Consider the following 18,677-nt stretch of genomic DNA (forward strand, 5'->3'; position numbering starts at 1 on the left):
ACGAACTCCTCGCAGCGGGTGGCCGCTACGAGGAGCTTCATCGAACTCAGTTCGCTGCTGTGTGAATCTGCGTCAGCAGTTGCTCGGCGCGGGCACACCCTTGAATCGGGCGTCGATCCATTCCAGGGCCTGAGGGAGGCCGAGTACTGCTGCGGTGAGGTGGTCGTTGCTCGGTACCAATACTTGTGTGACCGGAACTCCCGCCGCGCAGTACCGGCCGATGGTGTTGGTGATCGACGAGACCGGGATGAGCACATCCGTCGGGCTGTGCCACTCGAAGAAGGGGGCCTTCGGAACACCGGGGTACAGCTCGACGCTGTTCTCGTTGACTGCTGCGACCATCTCCGGACTTTCCATGAGGTTCAGCGAGCCGGCCACCATCATCGCGCTCTTGCCGGCACCGACCGCAAGGATGTCGTTGGTGCAGGCGTTCTGCAGCTGCGCTGCCATCTGCTGGCCGAGTGGGTTGAGTTGCTGGCTGATCGGAATCCTCGTCGGGTACTCACGCTCGAGTCCCAGAGCAGCGGCGAACGCAAGACCGAACGCCGGGTGCGGGCTGAAGCCGAGATCGCGGGCCATTCGCTCGAGGTTCATCGGTGCACCGCCCGCCGCGCTACCCACGATGTTGAGTTCGGGGGCGTACTCGTTCTGCAGCGCTGCGGCCCATGCCGTCGCCATGCCACCGCCGGAATAGCCGGCCAATGCCACCGGACTCTGTTGAACCTGAAGTGGGTCGAAACGTTGGGTCGCGCGAATGCTGTCGAGGACGATCTGTCCGCCCAACTTCGCGGCACCGTATGCACTGTTGGGGCCGAGATGATCGGCGATCACCACCGTCCACCCACGCTGCAGCGCCCCGTTGAGAGCGGGCGCCTCGCGGATCACCACATTCGGATCCTGCGTCCACAGAGCCTGCGACGGTGCACACTCGAGGCCGAGTGCATTGATGATGTGCTGGTACGACAGCACTGGCCCGTTCGGGGCCTTGTTCTTGGGGGCGATCACCGTGTTGATCGCCGCGATGGGTTCGCCGGCGGAGTTGGTCGAGCGGAACCGGAGCTGCCAGACATCGACGTCGACGAATCCCGCAGGAGGGGGCATCGGACGGCTCGAGATGATGTCACCGGGGTTCTTGGCTTCGAGGTCCGGTACCGGTGCATAGAAGACGTCGGCAATCGGCGTCGGCTCCAACGGATTCGCTGCTGCTGGCCCCGCTGCGATCACCGCAGAACAGGCGATCGCGCCTGCCATGACGGCAGCCCCGACCAGTTTGAATGCGCGCATAGCGTTGGATTCCCTCCCGAAAAGACTGTGATTGCCGAGCGCAAGCTCGCCTCTCCATACCCCACCGAAAACGATATAGAAAAAACGGACCTGCTCGTTACGCTTTCCCCGGAAATGATGCCCGAAGGGTGCTCAGGGCTGGATTTTATGGCATCCGAACTACTTGTGGCCAGTGGGCTAGGGATTGCTCTCGAGAACGACGTCGCGAGGTTGTTTGTCGTCACGGAGGCCACGCCAGCTCGGGTGCCGCAGGTGCATCGAGTCGGTCCACTCGCTGAAACGGACCTCGCCGACCAGCGATGGTGTGACCCACACTGCATCTTTGCGATCGGCCGTCGGGAGTCTGTCGGTGAACGGCGATTCCTCGCATTCGAGCGGAGCCAGCAGCTCCGCCAACGCGTCGAGGGCACGGTCGGTGAAACCTGTGCCCACTCGGCCGAGGTACCGAAGTGAGCCCTGCTCCGGCACATCACTCTGTTCCGGGACACCGACCAGCAACGAGCCCATACCCCCTCCTCGGCGTCCACGGCCGCGTCGCCAGCCGCCGATGACGACTTCCTGCGTGCGCCAGTTCTTCGTCTTGATCCACGTCCTTGCCCGTTTGCCGGGTTGATAGATGGAGTCGACGCGCTTGGCGACCACTCCCTCCCACCCGCGTTCGACGCTGCTCGCGAGCGCGTCCTGCGCGGAGCCGGTCAACGCTTCCGGGACGAGGACCGAGTCCAGGCCGGTGGTGAGTAGTTCCAGAAGTCGGCGTCGGTCGGAGTACTTCTTCTTCAGCAGTGACGTGCCGTTCAGGTAGAGCAGATCGAACGCGACGAAGCGGACGTCCCTGCCCGTGCTGCTCTGCAACATCTCGAAACTGGTGATTCCATCGGCGTCGAAGACTACCGCTTCACCGTCGAGAACGGCCTCGTGTTCGCGCAGGTCCTCGGCGAGGTCCGAGAATCCAGCACCGAATCGCTCGGTGAGGTCATTTCCCGATCGCGACTCCAGCTTCATGTCGCCGTGCGCAAATCGGGCGATGACGCGGAAGCCGTCCCACTTCCCCTCGAACGCCCAGTCGCCGTCGGGCAGATCGGTGATGTCACCCGCTGTGGCCAGCATCGGCAGAATGCTCTTCGGGAGTTCGCTCGCGGGCCTGTCCTTCATCAGGTGCATCAGCCACTGATTGCTCTTGGTCTTGATCAACGCGAACCGGCCACGTGCTTTTACGCCGTGCAGGACCACTATGACTTCGTCCTCGCGCCACTTCTCGAGTTCGTAGGTACCCGAGTCCCAGATGGATACCTCGCCGCCGCCGTACTCGCCCTTGGGGATGCTGCCCTCGAACGTCGCGTACTCGAGCGGGTGGTCCTCGGTGTGGACGGCGAGACGATTCTGGCCCGGGTCGTCGGGAATGTTCTTCGGGACCGCCCAGGACACGAGGACGCCGTCGTGTTCGAGTCGAAAGTCGTAGTGCAGCCGACGGGCGTGGTGTTCCTGGATGACGAAGGTGTCGTCGTTGCCGCGCGGTTCGGCGCCCACGGGAATCGGCTCGGACGTCTTCTTCGGGCTTCGCTTGCTGCGGTAGGTGGCGAGCTTGTCGGGCACGGGCGGTGCATCGGCGGCGTGCTCGTCGAGGGGCGGATCCAGCTCGGCGAGGAGGTCACCGTCGTCGTGGAAGCGTTGTAGTACCTCCTCGAACCTCAGCTGTTCGAGGCCGGACGATTCCAGTTCCTCCCAGGAACGAGGCGCAGCGACGGTCGGTGTGGATCGCCCACGCATCGAGTACGGCGCGACCGTCGTCTTCTTGCCGTTGTTCTGCGACCAGTCGACGAACACCCTTCCGGTGCGCTTCGCCTTGGACATCGTCGCGGTGACGCGGTCAGGTGATCGCTCTTCCAGGAGCGTCGCCACCTGCTTGGCGACGGTCGACGCCCCGGACGGAGTCAGCGGTTTCTCCAACGGAACGTAGAGGTGGATGCCTTTGCTGCCGCTGGTGACCGGAAACGCGGTGAACCCGATCTCGGCGATCATGTCCCTGATCTCGCATGCCACCTCGGCGCACCGACCGAGGTCGACGTCGTCACCGGGGTCGAGGTCGAACACCATCCGCGTCGCCGGACCCGGTGTGTTGCCGTCGAAGCGCCACTGCGGGACGTGCGCCTCGATGGCTGCCTGCTGACCGAGCCACGCCAGATCCGCAGCCGTCGAGAACAGTGGGTACGTCACCACCCGATCGGAATGCTGCATGTCCCGACGGTCGAGCCACTCCGGAGCCGAGGACGCCAGGTTCTTCTCGAAGAACGACGATTGGTCGACGCCGTTCGGCCAGCGTTTACGGGTCACTGCCCGGCCCGCCATGTGGGGGAGCATCGCCGGCGCGATGGCCGTGTAGTACTCGATGATCTGGCTCTTGGTGGTCCCGGTCTCAGGGAACAGCACCTTGTCCAGGTTGGTCACCGAGACTTTTCGCCCCGCGATGTCGAGCGACGCCATTGCCCAAGGCTAACGGTCCGCGTCGGCTGCCGCGCCGGACCTGTGCCAAGCTCGAAGGATGGCAAAGATCAGTGTCTCGGTGGAAATGCCCGAAAATCCGCAGGGTGCGTGGGACAAGGCGTCGGCGCTCGATCGATTCGACGAATGGATGACGATCCACGGCGGCTGGTGCAGTCCGCCGCCGAAAGAACTGAACAAGGGCACCAAAGTCGAGTCCCTCGTCAAGGTCAAGGGCTTCAAGAACACGATCAAGTGGACCTTCACGGAGTTCCAGGAACCCAAACTCATCGAGATGTCGGGCAAGGGCAAGGGTGGCGTCAAGATCTCGCTGACCATCCACGTGAAAGAGCACCCGGAGGGATCCGAACTGACTCTCGACGCCTACTTCGGTGGCGGTGTCCTCTTCGGCCCCGTCGGCACAGTCGTCGCGCGTGCCCTCGACACCGACGTCAAGCAGTCGGTGGCGAACCTGGCGGCGCTGGAGTAGTTCTTGGGAACCGATCGGGCCTCCGCTGCGTCCAACAGTGTGACTGTGCAATCGGTGCTGACGGGGGTTTCGCTATGTCGCTGGAAGTGGACGTCTTCGCGTTGCGGGTATTTTCGAGTTCGACCGAAACCGTCGCTGCGAAGCTGGAGGAATTGAGCCACGCCGAGAGGCTCGCAGTCCTGGTCAGGGCGGTGCCCGGCACCGGCGTCGGCGCACTGGCTACCCGACTCGATCGGATCGTGTCGGAACAAGTCATGTCGGCATCACGGAAGGTGAGTTCGTCGGCAAATTCGCTTGCAGCCTCCGCCGTCTCCTACCGAAACGCAGATGACGCGCACGCAGTCGGCCTATCCGCCGTCCCCGGATCCGGGGCGCGCGGCGTTCCGAAGAATCTGTGACGGTCGGGGTCTACTCCGTGAAGGAGTGGGCAACGGACACATTCGTGGACGCGGGGGCGGCGCTTCGATCGCTACACGAAGAACTAGCGAACAGTGCAGCGGATGTCTCGCGAAACGTCGACGGTCTACTCAGCGTGTGGCACGGATCCACTGCCGAAGCGGCCAGTACGCAGTTGTTCACTCACCGGGACGGCCTCGACCGACTATCGGTCGAAGTCGGCAACCTCGCCGCTCGGCTCGGTAGAAGTGGTGAAGAGTTGTCGAATGCAAGAACACATGTCCTTGCTCTGGTGGGCGACGCCGAGAGCGCTGGATTCGCCGTCGCGGATGACGGGAGGGTTAGTGCCGCCGCTCGGATCGCTGCGCTGGAGGCGTCCGGCGATGCCGTCGGGCATGGCGCCGCGGAAGAAGTTCGCAACCAGTGCCAGGCCCTGACTCTGGAAATCGTTCATGCGCTTCGTCGAGCCGACGATGCAGTGGACCAGGTGGAAAAGGATCTCGCGGCCGCAGCCGACGCATTCGAAGGAGGCGACACGCCAGCGGCGTTGTTGGGATCGCTGCCGTCACCGACGGGTAGTGAATCGATAGGGCCCGCTGGCGGCTACTGGGACGTCGACTACTCCACACCGTTGCCGAACGACCAGATGCCATACGGGCCTTACGACACATCCACCATCGCGATCGATCCTGAGGCCGAGGGAAACACCGGTCCATGGACCGCACCGTTGAGCATTGTCGAAGATCCGGCGAATCCGGATGCAATCGTGGCGACCGCACAGACGCAGTATCGAATTCGCGTGGTGGGTGCGACACCGACCGACCACCAGGTGATCTTGGTCGACGGGACTAACTACCCCGCGACGTACCACGAATACGAGTACGAGATCCAAGAATCGTCGCGCATCACGAATCACATCGAGCCGGGTCTCGACGCCATATATCCCGGAGCTTGGTCCGATTGGCAGCCGCTCACCTACGACGACATCATGGCCCTGCAGAATCAGTACCCGGAGGACGTGATCTATGTACCTCGATAGAAGGCGATGGGCTGCAACCGCAGTGTCGATGGCATGCGCAGCGACGATCGTGACGGGGTGCAACGGGGTCGGCGGTCCATCGGATTGCGAGATCGCCGATGAGATCGACTCATCGATCAGTCCGCTTCAGCGCGAGCTGCAGGACGACGCGCTGAGCGGATACGAAGACCCCATCGAATATCGCCGACATGTCGCCGACCTGTACGAGCAGATCGGCGACGACATCACCGCGTCTGTTCGGCGTATGGACGAGGGGGAAGTGAAGGACGCGGCAACGAGCCTTGCCGGAAGCTATACCGCACTCGCCGAGTCCATCGAGCACGATATTTCGGCGACCGGTGGGCACTCCGCGGACACCGCCCGCGGAAACGACCTTCTCGACGCGCTGGCTCGATCCACCGCTGACTACCGAGCTCAGTGCGACTGAGGCTCTCCGTCCACCGCGCTGGTGCCGGGACCGCCGTCGGCGGCTGTGTTCCCGACAACACCACCACCGCCGTAGGCACCCGGAAGTGGATGACGGAACTCGTAGTGTCGTCCGGCGCGTCTGCGGGTCTTGATCGTTCGGGCAAAGAACCAGAACGCAGCAATCACTGCCGCCGGAACCATCACGATCAGGATCTCCACGTCTTGACCAGTCCCTTCCCGCGATCCGAATGTGTTCCCGCGATCCCGATTGCACTCGCGGGAACACAATGCACTCGCGGGAAACCAGGGGCATTCGCGGGAAACCGCTGGGTCCCACCAAGGGCCCTGTCTACGCCGACTGTCGTGTTCGGCGCAACCACCACAGCCCGGCGATCGGGAGCACCACCGGGATGAACACGTAGCCCTGGCCGAAGTGGGACCACACCGTCGCGTCGGGGAAGTCCTCGGGCTGGATGTAGCTCAGAGCGCCGATGGCGAGCACACCGACGAGTTCGATGATGCACGAGATGGTCACGACCCGGCGTGAGGCTTCGGTGGCGCGCGCGAGACCGACCGTCGCGACTATGTAGACCACCGCGGCAACCGCCGACAGGATGTAGGCGAACGGTGCGACGTCGAATCGCGTCGTCAGCTGCACGATCGACCGCGACGTGGCCGCCACTGCGAACACCGCGTAGACCGCGATCAGGAACCGCCCGAATCCGGTGCGGGTCGCGTTCTTCAGAGAGTCGGAGCGATCAGGCATATCCCGCCCATATCTGGCTGAGGCGCAGCACCATCGCTGCGAGGGTGACAACCGCGACGAGCAGAACGGCCGTGCCGCCGCGCGAACGATCACCGAGCGACCACCAGGTGCCGATCGGCAACAGGAGCAGCAGCCCGATCAGGTATGCGCCGAACGTGAGCCGATGGATGTCGCGGTCACTGGTGAACATCATGACGAATCCGACGATCGCTTGCACCAGCACGACGGCCTCGGTGGCCGAGATGGTCCAGAACAACGCGCGGTCCGACTTGTTCTTCAGCAACACCGGGTTGTTCCGGGCGAGCTTGACGAGAACCCACACGCCGACGACGAGTGACATCACGTACAGCAGGCCGGTAATGGCGCCGATCATCGAATCCTCTTGGTTGGTGCGGGCGTGCGAACGACCTCCAGCGTATCGGTGCTGCATCGCATCAACACTGTGAGGCCTTCGAAACAGTGCGTTATTCCGTAGGTGACCAATCGGAAATGGATGCCGCCTGTACTAGTCACATGGCCGAAGTCCATCTCCGGCTTGAATTCTTCTCTCACCGGTGGCCAACGATTGCCCACCCATCGATTGCCACCAACCGAACGGCAACTTTCTCATCCAGTGCCATTCCGACCACAGGAGCATCAGTGTCCGATATCGACAACGCCATCGCCGAGAACATCGCCAAGTCCCTCGGAGAGATCCCGCATCCCTCACTACCCAAGGGCAGCAACATCTACGGCTCCACGAAGATCTTTCCGGACTACAAGGCGGAGAACGGCGAAAGCTACTTCACCCTCGTCCACGGCATCGCACACGAGTCCTCGGTGAGCTTCGTGGCCGTACTGCAAGCCACCCGTGCGCTGCGCAAAGGCTTCGAGTCGGCGATGTACTTCTACGGGCCAGGAGCAATCAATTGCCTTGCCACCCGCGGATTTCCGACGACCGGCGACTCCGGATTCCCGGGTGAGCAGAACATCAACGACTCGCTCGCGACGTTCATCGGCGAGGGTGGCACCGTGTTCTGCTGCCGCTTCGGTCTCGCTCTGCACGGAGGTCGCGAAGAGGACTTGATCGAGGGTGTCATCCCGGCGCATCCGCTGGACGTTCAGGACGCTCTCATTCACTACGCCCGCAAGGGCGCGATCATCAACTCGACCTACATGGTCTAGGAGAGAAGCCATGTCGGTCAGTACGCGTGTAGACCTGGCGTTGCTCGGAGTCCGAGGAACGCCACCGGTCAACAGAACGGCCGGCGCCGGGCCCAGCGACGACGGGCATGTTCGCATCGATGGCATCGGCGCAGCCATCCCTCGTAATCCCCTCAGCCCCTTCGTTCTCGAAGAAGGTCGGATCCTGTTCGACGGCACCGACACCGGACTCGACGTGCAGGCCATCGAGCGGCCGAAATTCTACGATCTCACCACTTCCGACGGCATCGCCTACGAGAAGATCGCGAAGCTTCACGGATCCAGCGTCCTCGCCACCACCGTGGTCCAGACCTGTACCCGCTACGACGAGGACCAGCGATGCCGCTTCTGTTCCATCGAAGCCTCGCTGGAGGCGGGGGACACCATCGCCGTCAAGACGCCCGCACAGTTGGCCGAGGTCGCCGAGGCTGCGGTCCGACTCGACGGCGTCACCCAGATGGTCATGACGACGGGTACGTCAGCGGCGAAGGATCGCGGTGCGCGCCATCTCGCTCGCTGCGTGACAGCGATCAAGGCAGTGGTCCCGGATCTACCGATTCAGGTCCAGTGCGAGCCGCCGGGAGACTTGCAGACCATCACCGACCTGCACGAGGCTGGGGCAGAATCCATCGGGATCCACGTCGAATCGCTCGACGACGATGTGCGCCGAAGATGGATGCCGGGTAAGGCTTCGGTATCCATGGACGAATATCGGGCGGCGTGGACCGAAGCGGTCAGAGTGTTCGGACGCAACCAGGTCTCGACCTACATTCTGGTCGGTCTCGGTGAGGATCCCGACGAATTGGTATCGGGTGCAGCGGAACTGATCGACATGGGGGTGTACCCGTTCGTCGTCCCGTTCCGTCCGTTGGGTGGAACACTTGCGGTCGACGTCGACCACGCGGTAGCCCCGAATCGTGATGTGCTCGAGAGCGTCACCCGACGAGTCGCCAAGGAACTCCAGGCGGCGTCGATGCTCGGTGCCGATCAGAAGGCCGGCTGCGCCGCCTGCGGGGCATGCAGTGTCCTCCAGAATGCGGGTGGCTGATGTACGCAACGGATGTAGCCGATCTCGCCGGGTTGTCCGGCACCGTCAGTTCCACCGAACCGGCAAAATTTCTGATCCAACCCTTTGCGGATTCAGGGCAACTCGACGCATACCGGCGGTTGCGACGCGACATCTTCGTCGCCGAGCAAGGGCTATTCGCCGGATCCGACCACGACGACGTCGACGACGATCCACGCGCTGTGGTGCTCATCGCAACCGCACCCGACGGGACGGTGCTCGGCGGTGTTCGGCTGGCGCCCTGCACCGCTCCGGATATCGGGTGGTGGGCGGGAAGCAGATTGGTCGTGTCCGCGTCGGCTCGGGCGGCCGGAGTCGGTCCGGCGTTGGTGCGGGCTGCGTGCGCGCACGCCGAGAGCAACGGAGTTCTCCGCTTCGATGCGGCCGTACAGAAGGCCAACGAAGAGTCGTTCACCGCACTCGGATGGATCAGGCGCGCAGACATCGACGTGCACGGCGCACCGCACGTGGCGATGTACTGGCCCATCGACCGGATCGAGCGGCTGGTGTCCTCGACCAAAGCGCTGCTGGCGGGCGTACTTGCACCACTGAAAGCTCAGCCACTCGGGCTCGGCGCCAAAGGATTCCGCGGTGACGACGGAGTTCCGGTACCGGGAAGTGACATCATCGCAGCGTGCGACGCCATCATCCCGTCGATGGTCGACCGCGACCCCGAGTGGGCAGGGTGGTGCGCGGCGCTGGTCAACCTCAACGATCTCTCGGCCATGGGTGCACACGCCGTCGGGATGCTCGACTCGGTCGGTGCGCCGACGCAGTCGCGGCTCACCCGCATCATCAGAGGACTCGCCAACGCGTCCGCGGCCTGGCAGGTGCCGGTGCTCGGTGGCCACACACAGGTCGGTGTGCCGTCGTCGCTGTCGGTCACCGCCCTCGGTAGTACGACGCACCCGGTGCGGGCGGGCGGCGCTTCGGCGGGCGACATCCTGACCCTGACCGCTGACGTGGAGGGTGGATGGCGTCGGGGTTATCAGGGGCAGCAATGGGATTCGTCGTCGCGTCGAAACTCGGAGGAGCTGTCCGCACTGGCATCCTTCGTCGCTCGTACCGCACCGAGAGCTGCCAAGGATGTGTCGATGACCGGCCTTGCCGGAACCGTCGGCATGCTTGCGGAGGCGTGCGGTACCGGAGCCGTCCTCGACGTGGCTGCCGTACCGAAACCCGACGCCGCGTCCATGGGTGAATGGATCACGTGTTTTCCAGGGTTCGCGATGATCACCGCGGACCGTCCCGATGCGCAACTCGCTCGATCGGGGCCTGCAGTATCCGCACGATGCGGAGAACTCACCGACATTCCGGGCGTCGCACTGCGGTGGCCCGACGGAATCACCACGAGCGCGGTAGCCACTACCGTGACCGGATTGGGAGAAGCATGAACGCCGTCACCATTTCCGTTGCCGCAGCCGAATTCGGCCGCGACATGGAACAGGGATACAACACGATAGCTGCGTTGCTCGAGGAGGCACGAAACCGTGGCAGCCAACTGCTGGTGCTGCCGGAGGCATGCCTCGGCGGCTACCTGCCGAGCCTCGGCGGCGGGGACGAGTCCGCGGAAGCTCGGCAGCGTAGACTCGACAGCCTGCCGCCCGCACTGGAACTCGACGGTCCGGAGCTGAAGCGGGTCATCGACATGGCAGGCGATACCGTCATCACACTCGGATTCTGCGAGAAGGACGGCGACACCCGCTACAACGCGGCCGTCACGCTGCACGGCGACGGAATTCTGGGCTCGTATCGCAAAGTGCATCAGCCGCTCGGGGAGAACCTCTGCTACGACGCGGGTGACACGTACGAAGCGTTCGACACTCCGGTAGGCAGAATGGGAATGCAGATCTGCTACGACAAGGGATTCCCCGAAGCGGCACGCGAACTCGCACTCGACGGCGCCGAGATCATCACCTCGATCTCGGCCTGGCCTACCGCGCGGACCGCGACCGTGGAGAACATGGAAGACGATCGCTGGAAGCAGCGATTCGACATCTACGATCGTGCGCGTGCACTGGAGAATCAAGTCGTCTGGGTGGCGGCCAATCAGGCAGGAACCTTCGGGTCGCTGCGGTTCGTGTGCAGCGCGAAGATCGTCGGACCCGGCGGCGAGATTCTCGCGGGCACCGGCGTCGAACCCGGGTTGGCGACGGCAACAGTCGATGTCGAAGATCTGATCGGTGCGGCGCGCGGAGGCGGAATGTACAACCTGCGTGACCGCCGACCGTCGGTGTACAAGACGATTACTCGTGCGACGAGCTGGGAGCCGATCCATGCCTGAGATGCGCTTCGAAGTACGGTGGCCTGATGGACGCGAACAGTCCTGCTATTCACCATCACTGGTGATGCACGACTATCTGAAGACGGGCGTCGACTACTCGGTCGAGGAGTTCGTGAAGCTGACTTCGGAAGCGTTGACGGTGGCCAGCGATCGGGTGCTGGCGAAGTTCGGGATGAGGTGCACCTCCGCCGCACAACAGATGGAAGAAATTCACGACGCCAGCGCGGCATACCGCAGCGCCTCACAGAAGTCCGGTGTCGTTCGTGTGCTGAGTATGTCCGGAGCCGAGCTGCTATGACCGAGAATCACGTGGTTGTCGTGATCGGCGGTGGCCAGGCAGGGCTGTCGATCAGCTGGCACCTGACGCAGCGCGGTATCGAACACGTCGTACTCGAGGCCGACACGATCGCGCACGAGTGGAAGGATTCCCGCTGGGACAACTTCACACTCGTGACGCCGAACTGGCAGTGTGCGTTGCCCGGTTTCTCCTACGACGGCGACGATCCCGACGGATTCATGAAACGAGACGAGGTCTACGACTTCGTGCGGCGGTACGCGGAGAGCTTCGATGCGCCGGTCCGCGAGCATGTTTCGGTCACCAATGCCCTCCAAGGCACCGAGGGCGGCTTCGACCTCGAGACCACTGCAGGTCCGATGCATGCGGATCGGATCGTCGTGGCGGTCGGCGGCTATCACATTCCGACGATTCCGCGGTTCGCCGAGAAGCTTCCCAAGGACGTTCTGCAGATCCACTCGTCGCAGTACCGTGGGTCGCATCAGTTCCCCAGCGGTGAGGTGCTCGTCGTCGGCACCGGGCAGTCGGGCGCTCAGATCGCCGAGGATCTGCACATCGAGGGGAGGAGCGTTCATCTGGTCGCGGGCACTGCTCCCCGCGTCGCTCGCTTCTATCGAGGCCGTGACTGTGTCGCGTGGCTGCACGACATGGGCGTCTACGATGTCTCCATCGAGGATCAACCCGGTGGCGTCGGAAAGCGCGAGAACACGAACCACTACGTGACAGGTCGCGACGGTGGGCGTGACATCGACCTGCGTGTATTCGCTACCGAAGGTATGCGGCTGTACGGACGCCTGCTGGGCGTCGAGGACGGTGTTCTGCAGTTCGCGCCCACGCTGGAGGCATCCCTCGATGCAGCCGATGCGGTCGCCGAGTCCATCAAGGACAACATCGACGCCTACATCGCGCGTGAGGGGATCACCGCGCCGACCGAGGAACGATACGTACCGGTGTGGAGGCCCGAGGTCGAGACCACCGAACTCGATCTCGCAGCCGCCGACATTACAGCCGTGGTCTGGTCGGTCGGATTCCGCACCGACTATTCGTGGCTGAAGGTCGGTGCCTTCGACGGTGAGGGTCATCCGACGCACAATCGCGGCGTCACGTCGGTGTCCGGGCTCTACTTCCTCGGGCTCCCGTGGCAGCACACGTGGGGTTCGGGTCGTTTCGCCTCCGTTGCTCGTGACGCTGAATTTCTCGCCGAGCAAATTGGTTTGGAGATCAGCGCGGCGCAGCCGGAACGGGTAGTGGTCTAGGCGTGGCACCCATTCGGATAGGCGCTCTGGCAGCACATTTCGGACGTGATATCGATCGTGCGATACTCAAGATCACCACGATCATCGAGAGCGCTCGACGCGATGGTCTCGACCTCCTCGTGCTGCCGGACGCCTCCCTGGGTGGGTACATCGACAGTCTTCGCAATCCCGATGTGTCCGAGCTTCCGCCGTCTCTCGACATAGACGGCCCCGAACTGGCCGCGATCATCGCTGCTGCAGGTGAGCTGACCGTCTGTATCGGCTACACAGAGCTGAAGGACGGACTGCGCTACAACGCAGCTGCCTGCGTGAGCGGCGACGGGGTTCTGGGAAGCCACCGCAAGGTCCATCAACCTCTCGGGGAGTCGCTGGCATACGCTGCGGGAAATCGGTTCGACGCCTTCGATACTCCGGTGGGCCGCATGGGGATGCTGATCGACTACGACAAGACCTTTCCCGAATCGGCACGGACGCTTGCCCTGGACGGTGCTCGCATCATTGCGGCGCTGTCGGCGTGGCCGGCCAGCGTAACGGACCGGGCGTCGAATCTGTCGAACGATCGTCAGTCCAGGTTGTTCGATCTCTACGATGCCGCCCGAGCCGCGGAGAACCAGGTGGTGCTGGTCTCGTCCAACCAGACCGGGGTCATGGGATCGCTGCGCTTCCTCGGCCAGGCGAAGATAGTCGGACCCGGCGGTGACGTCCTGGCGAAGACCTGGGCCAAGGGCGGACTCGCGGTGTGCGACATCGACGTCGACGCCGAGGTGGACCGTGCCAGGCGCGTGCTGTATCACCTCGAAGAGCGCCGGGTGGACACCTATCCGAACCTTCTGGACGAGAAGGGGTCGTAGTGAAGATTGCCCTCCTGACTTATTCGTCCAAGCCGAGGGGCGGGGTGGTGCATACGCTGCATTTGGCGGAGGCGCTGGCTCGGGCCGGCGCGGATGTCACCGTCGTCTCCCTCGGTCGAGGTGGGGACAGTGCGTTCTTCCGCCCGGTGGATCCATCGGTCACCGTCTCGATGGTGCCGTTCGAGGCGCGGGACGACGAGAGTGTCGGAGCGCGGATTCTGAGGTCGATCGAGGTTCTCGGACAGTCTTTCTCGCATGCGGACTTCGACATCGTGCATGCTCAGGACTGCATCTCGGCCAACGCGGTGGGGAGGTGCGTCCGGACGATCCACCATCTGGACACGTTCACCACGCCTGCGCTCGCTGCGTGCCACGAACGGGCCATCACCGAACCGTACGCGCGTATCTGCGTGTCGGCCGCGGTGGCGGAGGAGGTGCGCCAGGGTTGGGGGTTCTTCCCGACGGTGATCCCGAACGGAGTCGAGTCGGCGAGGTTCGAGCAGGCTGCGGCATCCGCGGGTTCGCAGTGGCAGGAGAAGCTCGGGCGCTATGTGCTGGCGGTCGGGGGTATCGAGCCGCGCAAGGGTTCGCTCGATCTCCTCGAAGCGTTCGCGCTGCTGAACCGCCCCGAATTGTCTCTCGTGTTCGCGGGTGGTGAGACGTTGTTCGACTACCGCACCTATCGTGCGGAATTCGATTCACGTGCAGCAGAACTCGGCATCGAGCCGATCGTGCTCGGCACCGTCGACAACGATCAGTTGCCATTTCTCGTAGCGCAAGCGTCCGTACTGCCGTTCTTCTCGACGAAGGAAGGATTCGGGTTAGCCGCGATGGAGGCACTCGCGGCGGGGACGCCCGTCGTCGCGCGGGATCTGCCGGTGTTGCGTGAAGTGTTCTCCAGCGCAGTCGCATACGCCACCGAACCGAAGTCGATGGCCGAGCAGCTGGCCGAGGCGATCGACCTCGGGCACGACGCGGAGGTAGGTAGAGCGCTCGCCCGCAGTCTCACGTGGGATGAAACGGCGCGACGCCACCTGGAGTTCTACTCGTCTTTGGATCGGGACTGTTGATCCCGCTTGTTGCGGCGCAGGGTATGCGGCTTCAGCTTGTGGAATCCGCGGACCCGGAGTGATCTGAGCGACTTGAGGTAGAACTCGGAGTCGTCGCGCAGGGCCTCGGTCATTGTGGTGTCGAGAAGGATGGTGCCGGGGTGGGCCGAACTAGTGAGTCTTGCAGCCATATTGACGACAGAGCCGTACAGATCTCCGTAGCGTGCAAGGACCGGCCCCCACGCGATGCCGACGCGCAGCTCCGGCATGTCCTCCTTGGCCGCGAACGCGTCCTGCAGGTCCAAGCCGATGTGTGCGGCGTCCTCGGGCGTCTGTGCGCTGAACATGACTTCTTCACCGACGTTCTTGATGACCGAGCCACGTCCGCGCGCGATGATGTCGGATGCCACGGACTCGAACTCCTCGAGCAGCTCGGTGAGTTCCTCGATCGCTAGCCTGCGCGTGAGGCTGGTGTAGCCGACCATGTCGGCGAATCCCACTGCGAGTGTCCGGCTGGTGGTCTCGTCGCCCGGATCGGCGATGGACCGTCCGGCCGTTGCTGCGAGGTGCCGTCGCCAGGTGTATGACTGTAGTGCTTCGAGGGTCGGCACGGTCTGCGCGGCAATCGCTCTGGCGTCTCGACGGATGGCATCGAGATCGGCTGGATCAGCCCCCTCGGTCACTCGATCGTGGATGTGACTGTTCACGACCCCGACCTGCCACTCGGTGAGGCGCGACATCGTTTGACCCAGCGTTCGGGCGATTGCCACCTCCATGTCAGGGCGGATGACGTTCTGCTGGGTCAGTCCGGTGATCATGCGTAACGCATCGAGGTCGGCGTCTGTGTAGACGACGGCATCGGGATCGGTGTGCACCGGAAAGCCCATCGCGATCCACAGCCGCACTACCCGCTCCAGAGCGATCCCCGATTTCTCGACGATGTCTTCACGGGTGTACTTGGGCGTCCCTCCCAGGAGATTCTTCTCGATCTCCGCTTGCACAACCGAATGGATCTGATCTTCAGGCATATCCCAGCGTTCTGTCGTAAAAGGATCGGACATCGTCGATGTAGCTGTCGATCTTTTCGGAAACCCATCCCTCGGTGGAGATCGGCTCTCCGACGGTGACCTTGACGGTACCGGAGTGCGCGGTGAAATCCTTCTTCCACATCACGTCTCCGGCATTGTGGATGACGATGGGGACTATCGGAACCCCTGCTTGCATCGCCAGGTGAAAGGCGCCTTTCTTGAACCTGCCCAGCCGCGGCGTCGGCATCCGGGTGCCTTCGGGGGCGATGGCGACCGATATCCCCGAGTGCAACTTCTCGATCGCCGGCTTCATCGCTTCGCGTGCCTGCGCCGGATCTCCGCGATCGATGTAGGCGACGTCGAAGATCTTGCCGAGAAGGGCGAACCGCGGATCCCGTTCGAGTTCGCGTTTGGCCACAGCAGTGATGTCACGTCGGAGAATCGAGGTGACGATGATGGAATCCGCGGTGCTCTGATGGTTGAACAGAAACACGGCGGGACGTGCGGACCAGGCGTTCTCGGTTCCCGTCACATCGAGTTTGATACCGGCGATCGTCAACGCGATATCCGGCGCGATCGTCGAGGTGATGTTCGCGCCTGTTCGACGGCTTCCGGTCAACAGACCGAGGCCGAGCCCGAAACCGGCACTGGCCAAGACCGATCCCACTGCAGCCGTACTCCGAACTGCAGACATCAGATCGGTTCCGCGTTTGGGATTTTCGAGTCGGAGTAGCGGCCACCCTACCTTGGCGGCGTACCGAGTCAGATCCTCGTCAGGGTTCATCGCGACGGGGTGTCCGACCTCGGCAAGGAACGGAGCGTCCTCGCCGCCGTTGGAGTACCCGAAGCATCCGGCGAGATCGACACCCACCCGCTCGGCATGATCGGCGACGGCCGCGGCCTTGCGCGGTCCCCACAACGAATTCCCGACGAGTTCGCCGGTCAACACCCCGTCGACGACGACCGGTGTGGTGCACAGAAGTTCGTCGAACATCAAGTCTTCCTTGACTGGAATCGCCTGATCCGGCGTCGCCGACGTCGCGATCACCAACCGATGACCGGCATGCCGGTGCGCCTCGACGAGAATGCGGGCCTGTGGATAGATCATCGGCGCTATCTCGTTGCGGAACAGCGTGTATGCCTGCTCCATCAAATCGTCTTCACGCCGTCCTTCGAGGCCTTTGACGGCCTTCCCCATGAGATTGTCGACGGGTGAGTTGCGCATCCGCATCTCCACGACGGCACTCGAAATCTCCCACAACTCGTTGACCGTGACGTCGAGGGACTTGAGGCGTTCGAGAAACACAGCTTTCGCTGAAAAGCCGTTGATCAGAGTGCCGTCGAGATCGAAGTAGGCGACGGTGTCGGGTCCGGTCGGCGCGTCGGCGATCACCTGCAGCTGGTGGGCCAGATCGATCATCAGGCGTCGTCCTCCCGTTTGTCGGTGCCCGTGATGCTGCTGGGTACGGTCAGTGGATCGACCTCGTCGAGAGTGCGGTGTGCCATGTCGCGAATCGCACGGGCCTTCCGTGCCCATTCGTTGATCTCGTGCGCGAAGTCGCGTCGGCGCTGGGCAAGGTTCTCGCTCCCCGGGTCGACCAAATTCCGATTGTCGGCCAATTGCAGTGCAGTGTCGAATAATTCACCCGATATCGCTTCGCTGTGGTCCAGCTGTTGGCGAAGGCGCCGTGCCTGTCCTGCGCCGAGGCACTGGGTGATGAAGGTCGGCTTGTCGAACTCCGAGTCCATGGGTTGCAGCATGAGCTGATCGGCCACGACCTGGTACGCCTCCAGAATTGGCTGAAGGACGCGGTGTGCCAGGTGCAGCTCCTGTGCCTCCAGTGTGCTGATTGCGTACTCCGGATCGACGAGATTGGTTCGCCACTCGGGATCGATGAGGGTGACCTCGGCTTCGAGGCGTGCACCGAAGTCCTTCTTGTCGCCGAAGAAGAACTCGAATTTGAGCAGGTCGCGAAGCTTCAGCGCAGAGCGCCACATCGATACCGTCGTCGAGGGGCTCGTCTGGCCCTGGTCCGGCAGCACGACGAGCTCGCCGATCGCTCGGAGCACGAAGTAGTGGATTGCGTTGTTGCGGAAGAATGCAGCAACCAGGTGTTTGTCCTGCGCGAGGTAGAAGACCGGTTCGGGCCCGCCGTCGAAACGTTTGACGACCCCGGCGTTGACCTGCGCGACGACCGCCGATCGAACGACGTCTACCTCGCTGATGTCGACGCCGCCCGCGGTCGGCAGGCCTCGTTTGATGATGTAGTCGGCGAGCGGCGAGATGATCGCCCACATCTCGTGGACGTTCAGCGCGCGGTCCTCGATTCCGAGCAGCGCCATCGTGACGAGAGCTGCAGGGGTGACCGGAGTCGTGTTGTTGATGGCGTGCGAGACGGTGAGGGCGATCTTCTGAACGGCGACTCGTTTGTCCTCGTTCTCCGCCAGGATCGACTTGACCGAGATCGGTTCGCCGAACGTCAGGTACACATTGCCGCGAAGTTTGCCCTGCGCGCGGATGTATCCCAGGGCCATGCGAATACCCTCGGCCTGCTTCTTGGCGCCGTGCGACTCGGCGGCCATGGCACCGACCTCGTGCAGGCGGTCGTAGGTGATGGAGGTCGGCACCAGATACACGTCGTCGGCGTCGCTGTTCTCCAACGCGTCGACGAGGTAGGTCAGCAGACCGAAGCGCGGTGGGCGCAGCTTCCCGGTGCGGCTGCGCCCACCTTCGATGTACCACTCGAGGTTGAACCGCTTACTCAGCAAGAAGCTCATGTACTGCCGCAACGTCCACTTGTAGAT

Annotated in this window: 19 protein-coding genes and 1 pseudogene; 12 read left to right on the forward strand and 8 right to left on the reverse strand. The window is 63.3% G+C overall.

The features are described from left to right. Positions 1–72 precede the first annotated feature (72 nt). Both A2J03_RS07135 and A2J03_RS07140 read right to left on the reverse strand, forming a co-directional pair. A complete protein-coding gene (locus A2J03_RS07135) occupies positions 73–1,284 on the reverse strand; it encodes a lipase family protein (protein WP_068371379.1) in 1,212 nt (403 codons plus the stop codon). Positions 1,285–1,461: 177 nt separating this feature from the next. Next, the gene (locus A2J03_RS07140) at positions 1,462–3,765 is read right to left on the reverse strand and encodes an ATP-dependent DNA ligase (protein WP_068371381.1); all 2,304 of its coding nucleotides are present in this window, start codon (positions 3,763–3,765) and stop codon (positions 1,462–1,464) included. 58 nt (positions 3,766–3,823) lie between these two features. On the opposite strand from A2J03_RS07140, the gene A2J03_RS07145 reads away from it, so the two are divergent. The 4 genes from A2J03_RS07145 (at position 3,824) to A2J03_RS07160 (ending at position 6,114) form a co-directional block, all read left to right on the forward strand. Further along, the gene (locus A2J03_RS07145; protein ID WP_068371383.1) at positions 3,824–4,252 is read left to right on the forward strand and encodes a type II toxin-antitoxin system Rv0910 family toxin; all 429 of its coding nucleotides are present in this window, start codon (positions 3,824–3,826) and stop codon (positions 4,250–4,252) included. Between the two features lie 74 nt (positions 4,253–4,326). Further along, entirely contained in the window at positions 4,327–4,650 is a 324-nt protein-coding gene (locus A2J03_RS07150; protein WP_068371387.1) for a hypothetical protein, read from the forward strand. Continuing rightward, entirely contained in the window at positions 4,647–5,687 is a 1,041-nt protein-coding gene (locus A2J03_RS07155) for a WXG100 family type VII secretion target (RefSeq protein ID WP_068371390.1), read from the forward strand. The genes A2J03_RS07150 and A2J03_RS07155 overlap by 4 nt, the downstream gene beginning before the upstream one ends. Beyond that, positions 5,674–6,114: a hypothetical protein gene (locus tag A2J03_RS07160; RefSeq protein ID WP_156520254.1), complete on the forward strand. Its 441-nt coding sequence runs from the start codon at positions 5,674–5,676 to the stop codon at positions 6,112–6,114. Before A2J03_RS07155 ends, A2J03_RS07160 begins: the two co-directional genes overlap by 14 nt. Here the strand turns inward: A2J03_RS07160 and A2J03_RS07165 are convergent. The 3 genes from A2J03_RS07165 to A2J03_RS07175 form a co-directional block, all read right to left on the reverse strand. After that, positions 6,102–6,314 carry a hypothetical protein gene (locus A2J03_RS07165; protein WP_068371395.1) on the reverse strand — a complete coding sequence of 71 codons (213 nt, stop codon included), beginning with the start codon at positions 6,312–6,314 and terminating at the stop codon, positions 6,102–6,104. The genes A2J03_RS07160 and A2J03_RS07165 overlap by 13 nt on opposite strands. A gap of 130 nt (positions 6,315–6,444) precedes the next feature. Then, positions 6,445–6,861, reverse strand: a complete 417-nt coding sequence (locus A2J03_RS07170; protein WP_068371398.1) for a hypothetical protein — start codon at positions 6,859–6,861, stop codon at positions 6,445–6,447. Then, the gene (locus A2J03_RS07175; protein ID WP_068371425.1) at positions 6,854–7,234 is read right to left on the reverse strand and encodes a hypothetical protein; all 381 of its coding nucleotides are present in this window, start codon (positions 7,232–7,234) and stop codon (positions 6,854–6,856) included. The genes A2J03_RS07170 and A2J03_RS07175 overlap by 8 nt, the downstream gene beginning before the upstream one ends. Positions 7,235–7,500: 266 nt before the next feature. On the opposite strand from A2J03_RS07175, the gene A2J03_RS07180 reads away from it, so the two are divergent. Genes A2J03_RS07180 through A2J03_RS07215 form a run of 8 tightly spaced genes read left to right on the forward strand, consistent with a single transcriptional unit; the run spans position 7,501 to position 14,865 of the window. Continuing rightward, a complete protein-coding gene (locus A2J03_RS07180; protein ID WP_068371427.1) occupies positions 7,501–8,025 on the forward strand; it encodes an MSMEG_0572/Sll0783 family nitrogen starvation response protein in 525 nt (174 codons plus the stop codon). Positions 8,026–8,035: 10 nt separating this feature from the next. Further along, positions 8,036–9,091 (forward strand): MSMEG_0568 family radical SAM protein, encoded by a 1,056-nt coding sequence (locus A2J03_RS07185; protein ID WP_068371401.1) that lies wholly within the window; start codon positions 8,036–8,038, stop codon positions 9,089–9,091. After that, positions 9,091–10,503 carry an MSMEG_0567/sll0787 family protein gene (locus A2J03_RS07190; protein ID WP_068371403.1) on the forward strand — a complete coding sequence of 471 codons (1,413 nt, stop codon included), beginning with the start codon at positions 9,091–9,093 and terminating at the stop codon, positions 10,501–10,503. Before A2J03_RS07185 ends, A2J03_RS07190 begins: the two co-directional genes overlap by 1 nt. Continuing rightward, the gene (locus tag A2J03_RS07195) at positions 10,500–11,393 is read left to right on the forward strand and encodes a carbon-nitrogen hydrolase family protein (protein ID WP_068371405.1); all 894 of its coding nucleotides are present in this window, start codon (positions 10,500–10,502) and stop codon (positions 11,391–11,393) included. The genes A2J03_RS07190 and A2J03_RS07195 overlap by 4 nt, the downstream gene beginning before the upstream one ends. After that, positions 11,386–11,691, forward strand: a complete 306-nt coding sequence (locus A2J03_RS07200) for an MSMEG_0570 family nitrogen starvation response protein (RefSeq protein ID WP_068371407.1) — start codon at positions 11,386–11,388, stop codon at positions 11,689–11,691. The genes A2J03_RS07195 and A2J03_RS07200 overlap by 8 nt, the downstream gene beginning before the upstream one ends. Next, complete coding sequence (locus A2J03_RS07205; RefSeq protein WP_068371410.1) at positions 11,688–12,944, forward strand: MSMEG_0569 family flavin-dependent oxidoreductase; 1,257 nt, start codon at positions 11,688–11,690, stop codon at positions 12,942–12,944. Before A2J03_RS07200 ends, A2J03_RS07205 begins: the two co-directional genes overlap by 4 nt. 2 nt (positions 12,945–12,946) lie before the next feature. Next, a complete protein-coding gene (locus A2J03_RS07210) occupies positions 12,947–13,795 on the forward strand; it encodes a carbon-nitrogen hydrolase family protein (protein ID WP_068371412.1) in 849 nt (282 codons plus the stop codon). Further along, positions 13,795–14,865, forward strand: coding sequence for an MSMEG_0565 family glycosyltransferase (locus A2J03_RS07215; protein WP_068371416.1), 1,071 nt, complete (start codon positions 13,795–13,797; stop codon positions 14,863–14,865). The genes A2J03_RS07210 and A2J03_RS07215 overlap by 1 nt, the downstream gene beginning before the upstream one ends. Here A2J03_RS07215 and A2J03_RS07220 read toward each other — a convergent pair. From A2J03_RS07220 to A2J03_RS07230, 3 genes and pseudogenes are all read right to left on the reverse strand, one after another. Continuing rightward, on the reverse strand, positions 14,838–15,872 hold the full coding sequence (locus A2J03_RS07220; RefSeq protein ID WP_068371419.1) for an adenylate/guanylate cyclase domain-containing protein: 1,035 nt from the start codon (positions 15,870–15,872) through the stop codon (positions 14,838–14,840). The genes A2J03_RS07215 and A2J03_RS07220 overlap by 28 nt on opposite strands. After that, positions 15,865–17,292 carry an HAD-IB family hydrolase gene (locus A2J03_RS07225; RefSeq protein ID WP_068371422.1) on the reverse strand — a complete coding sequence of 476 codons (1,428 nt, stop codon included), beginning with the start codon at positions 17,290–17,292 and terminating at the stop codon, positions 15,865–15,867. The genes A2J03_RS07220 and A2J03_RS07225 overlap by 8 nt, the downstream gene beginning before the upstream one ends. After that, positions 17,292–18,677: pseudogene (locus A2J03_RS07230) on the reverse strand (glycerol-3-phosphate 1-O-acyltransferase); the annotation flags it as partial. The gene A2J03_RS07225 and the pseudogene A2J03_RS07230, both read right to left, overlap by 1 nt.

The sequence above is a fragment of the Rhodococcus sp. EPR-157 genome, from assembly GCF_001647195.1.
GTDB lineage: Bacteria > Actinomycetota > Actinomycetes > Mycobacteriales > Mycobacteriaceae > Rhodococcoides.

Bases quoted from the DNA above. Each gene is read 5' to 3' on its own strand.
- A2J03_RS07205 (WP_068371410.1), top strand. From the start codon at position 11,688: ATGACCGAGAATCACGTGGTTGTCGTGATCGGCGGTGGCCAGGCAGGG.
- A2J03_RS07160 (WP_156520254.1), top strand. From the start codon at position 5,674: ATGTACCTCGATAGAAGGCGATGGGCTGCAACCGCAGTGTCGATGGCA.
- A2J03_RS07145 (WP_068371383.1), top strand. From the start codon at position 3,824: ATGGCAAAGATCAGTGTCTCGGTGGAAATGCCCGAAAATCCGCAGGGT.
- A2J03_RS07170 (WP_068371398.1), bottom strand. From the start codon at position 6,861: ATGCCTGATCGCTCCGACTCTCTGAAGAACGCGACCCGCACCGGATTC.
- A2J03_RS07150 (WP_068371387.1), top strand. From the start codon at position 4,327: ATGTCGCTGGAAGTGGACGTCTTCGCGTTGCGGGTATTTTCGAGTTCG.
- A2J03_RS07190 (WP_068371403.1), top strand. From the start codon at position 9,091: ATGTACGCAACGGATGTAGCCGATCTCGCCGGGTTGTCCGGCACCGTC.
- A2J03_RS07220 (WP_068371419.1), bottom strand. From the start codon at position 15,872: ATGCCTGAAGATCAGATCCATTCGGTTGTGCAAGCGGAGATCGAGAAG.
- A2J03_RS07135 (WP_068371379.1), bottom strand. From the start codon at position 1,284: ATGCGCGCATTCAAACTGGTCGGGGCTGCCGTCATGGCAGGCGCGATC.
- A2J03_RS07225 (WP_068371422.1), bottom strand. From the start codon at position 17,292: ATGATCGATCTGGCCCACCAGCTGCAGGTGATCGCCGACGCGCCGACC.
- A2J03_RS07175 (WP_068371425.1), bottom strand. From the start codon at position 7,234: ATGATCGGCGCCATTACCGGCCTGCTGTACGTGATGTCACTCGTCGTC.
- A2J03_RS07185 (WP_068371401.1), top strand. From the start codon at position 8,036: ATGTCGGTCAGTACGCGTGTAGACCTGGCGTTGCTCGGAGTCCGAGGA.
- A2J03_RS07195 (WP_068371405.1), top strand. From the start codon at position 10,500: ATGAACGCCGTCACCATTTCCGTTGCCGCAGCCGAATTCGGCCGCGAC.
- A2J03_RS07200 (WP_068371407.1), top strand. From the start codon at position 11,386: ATGCCTGAGATGCGCTTCGAAGTACGGTGGCCTGATGGACGCGAACAG.
- A2J03_RS07140 (WP_068371381.1), bottom strand. From the start codon at position 3,765: ATGGCGTCGCTCGACATCGCGGGGCGAAAAGTCTCGGTGACCAACCTG.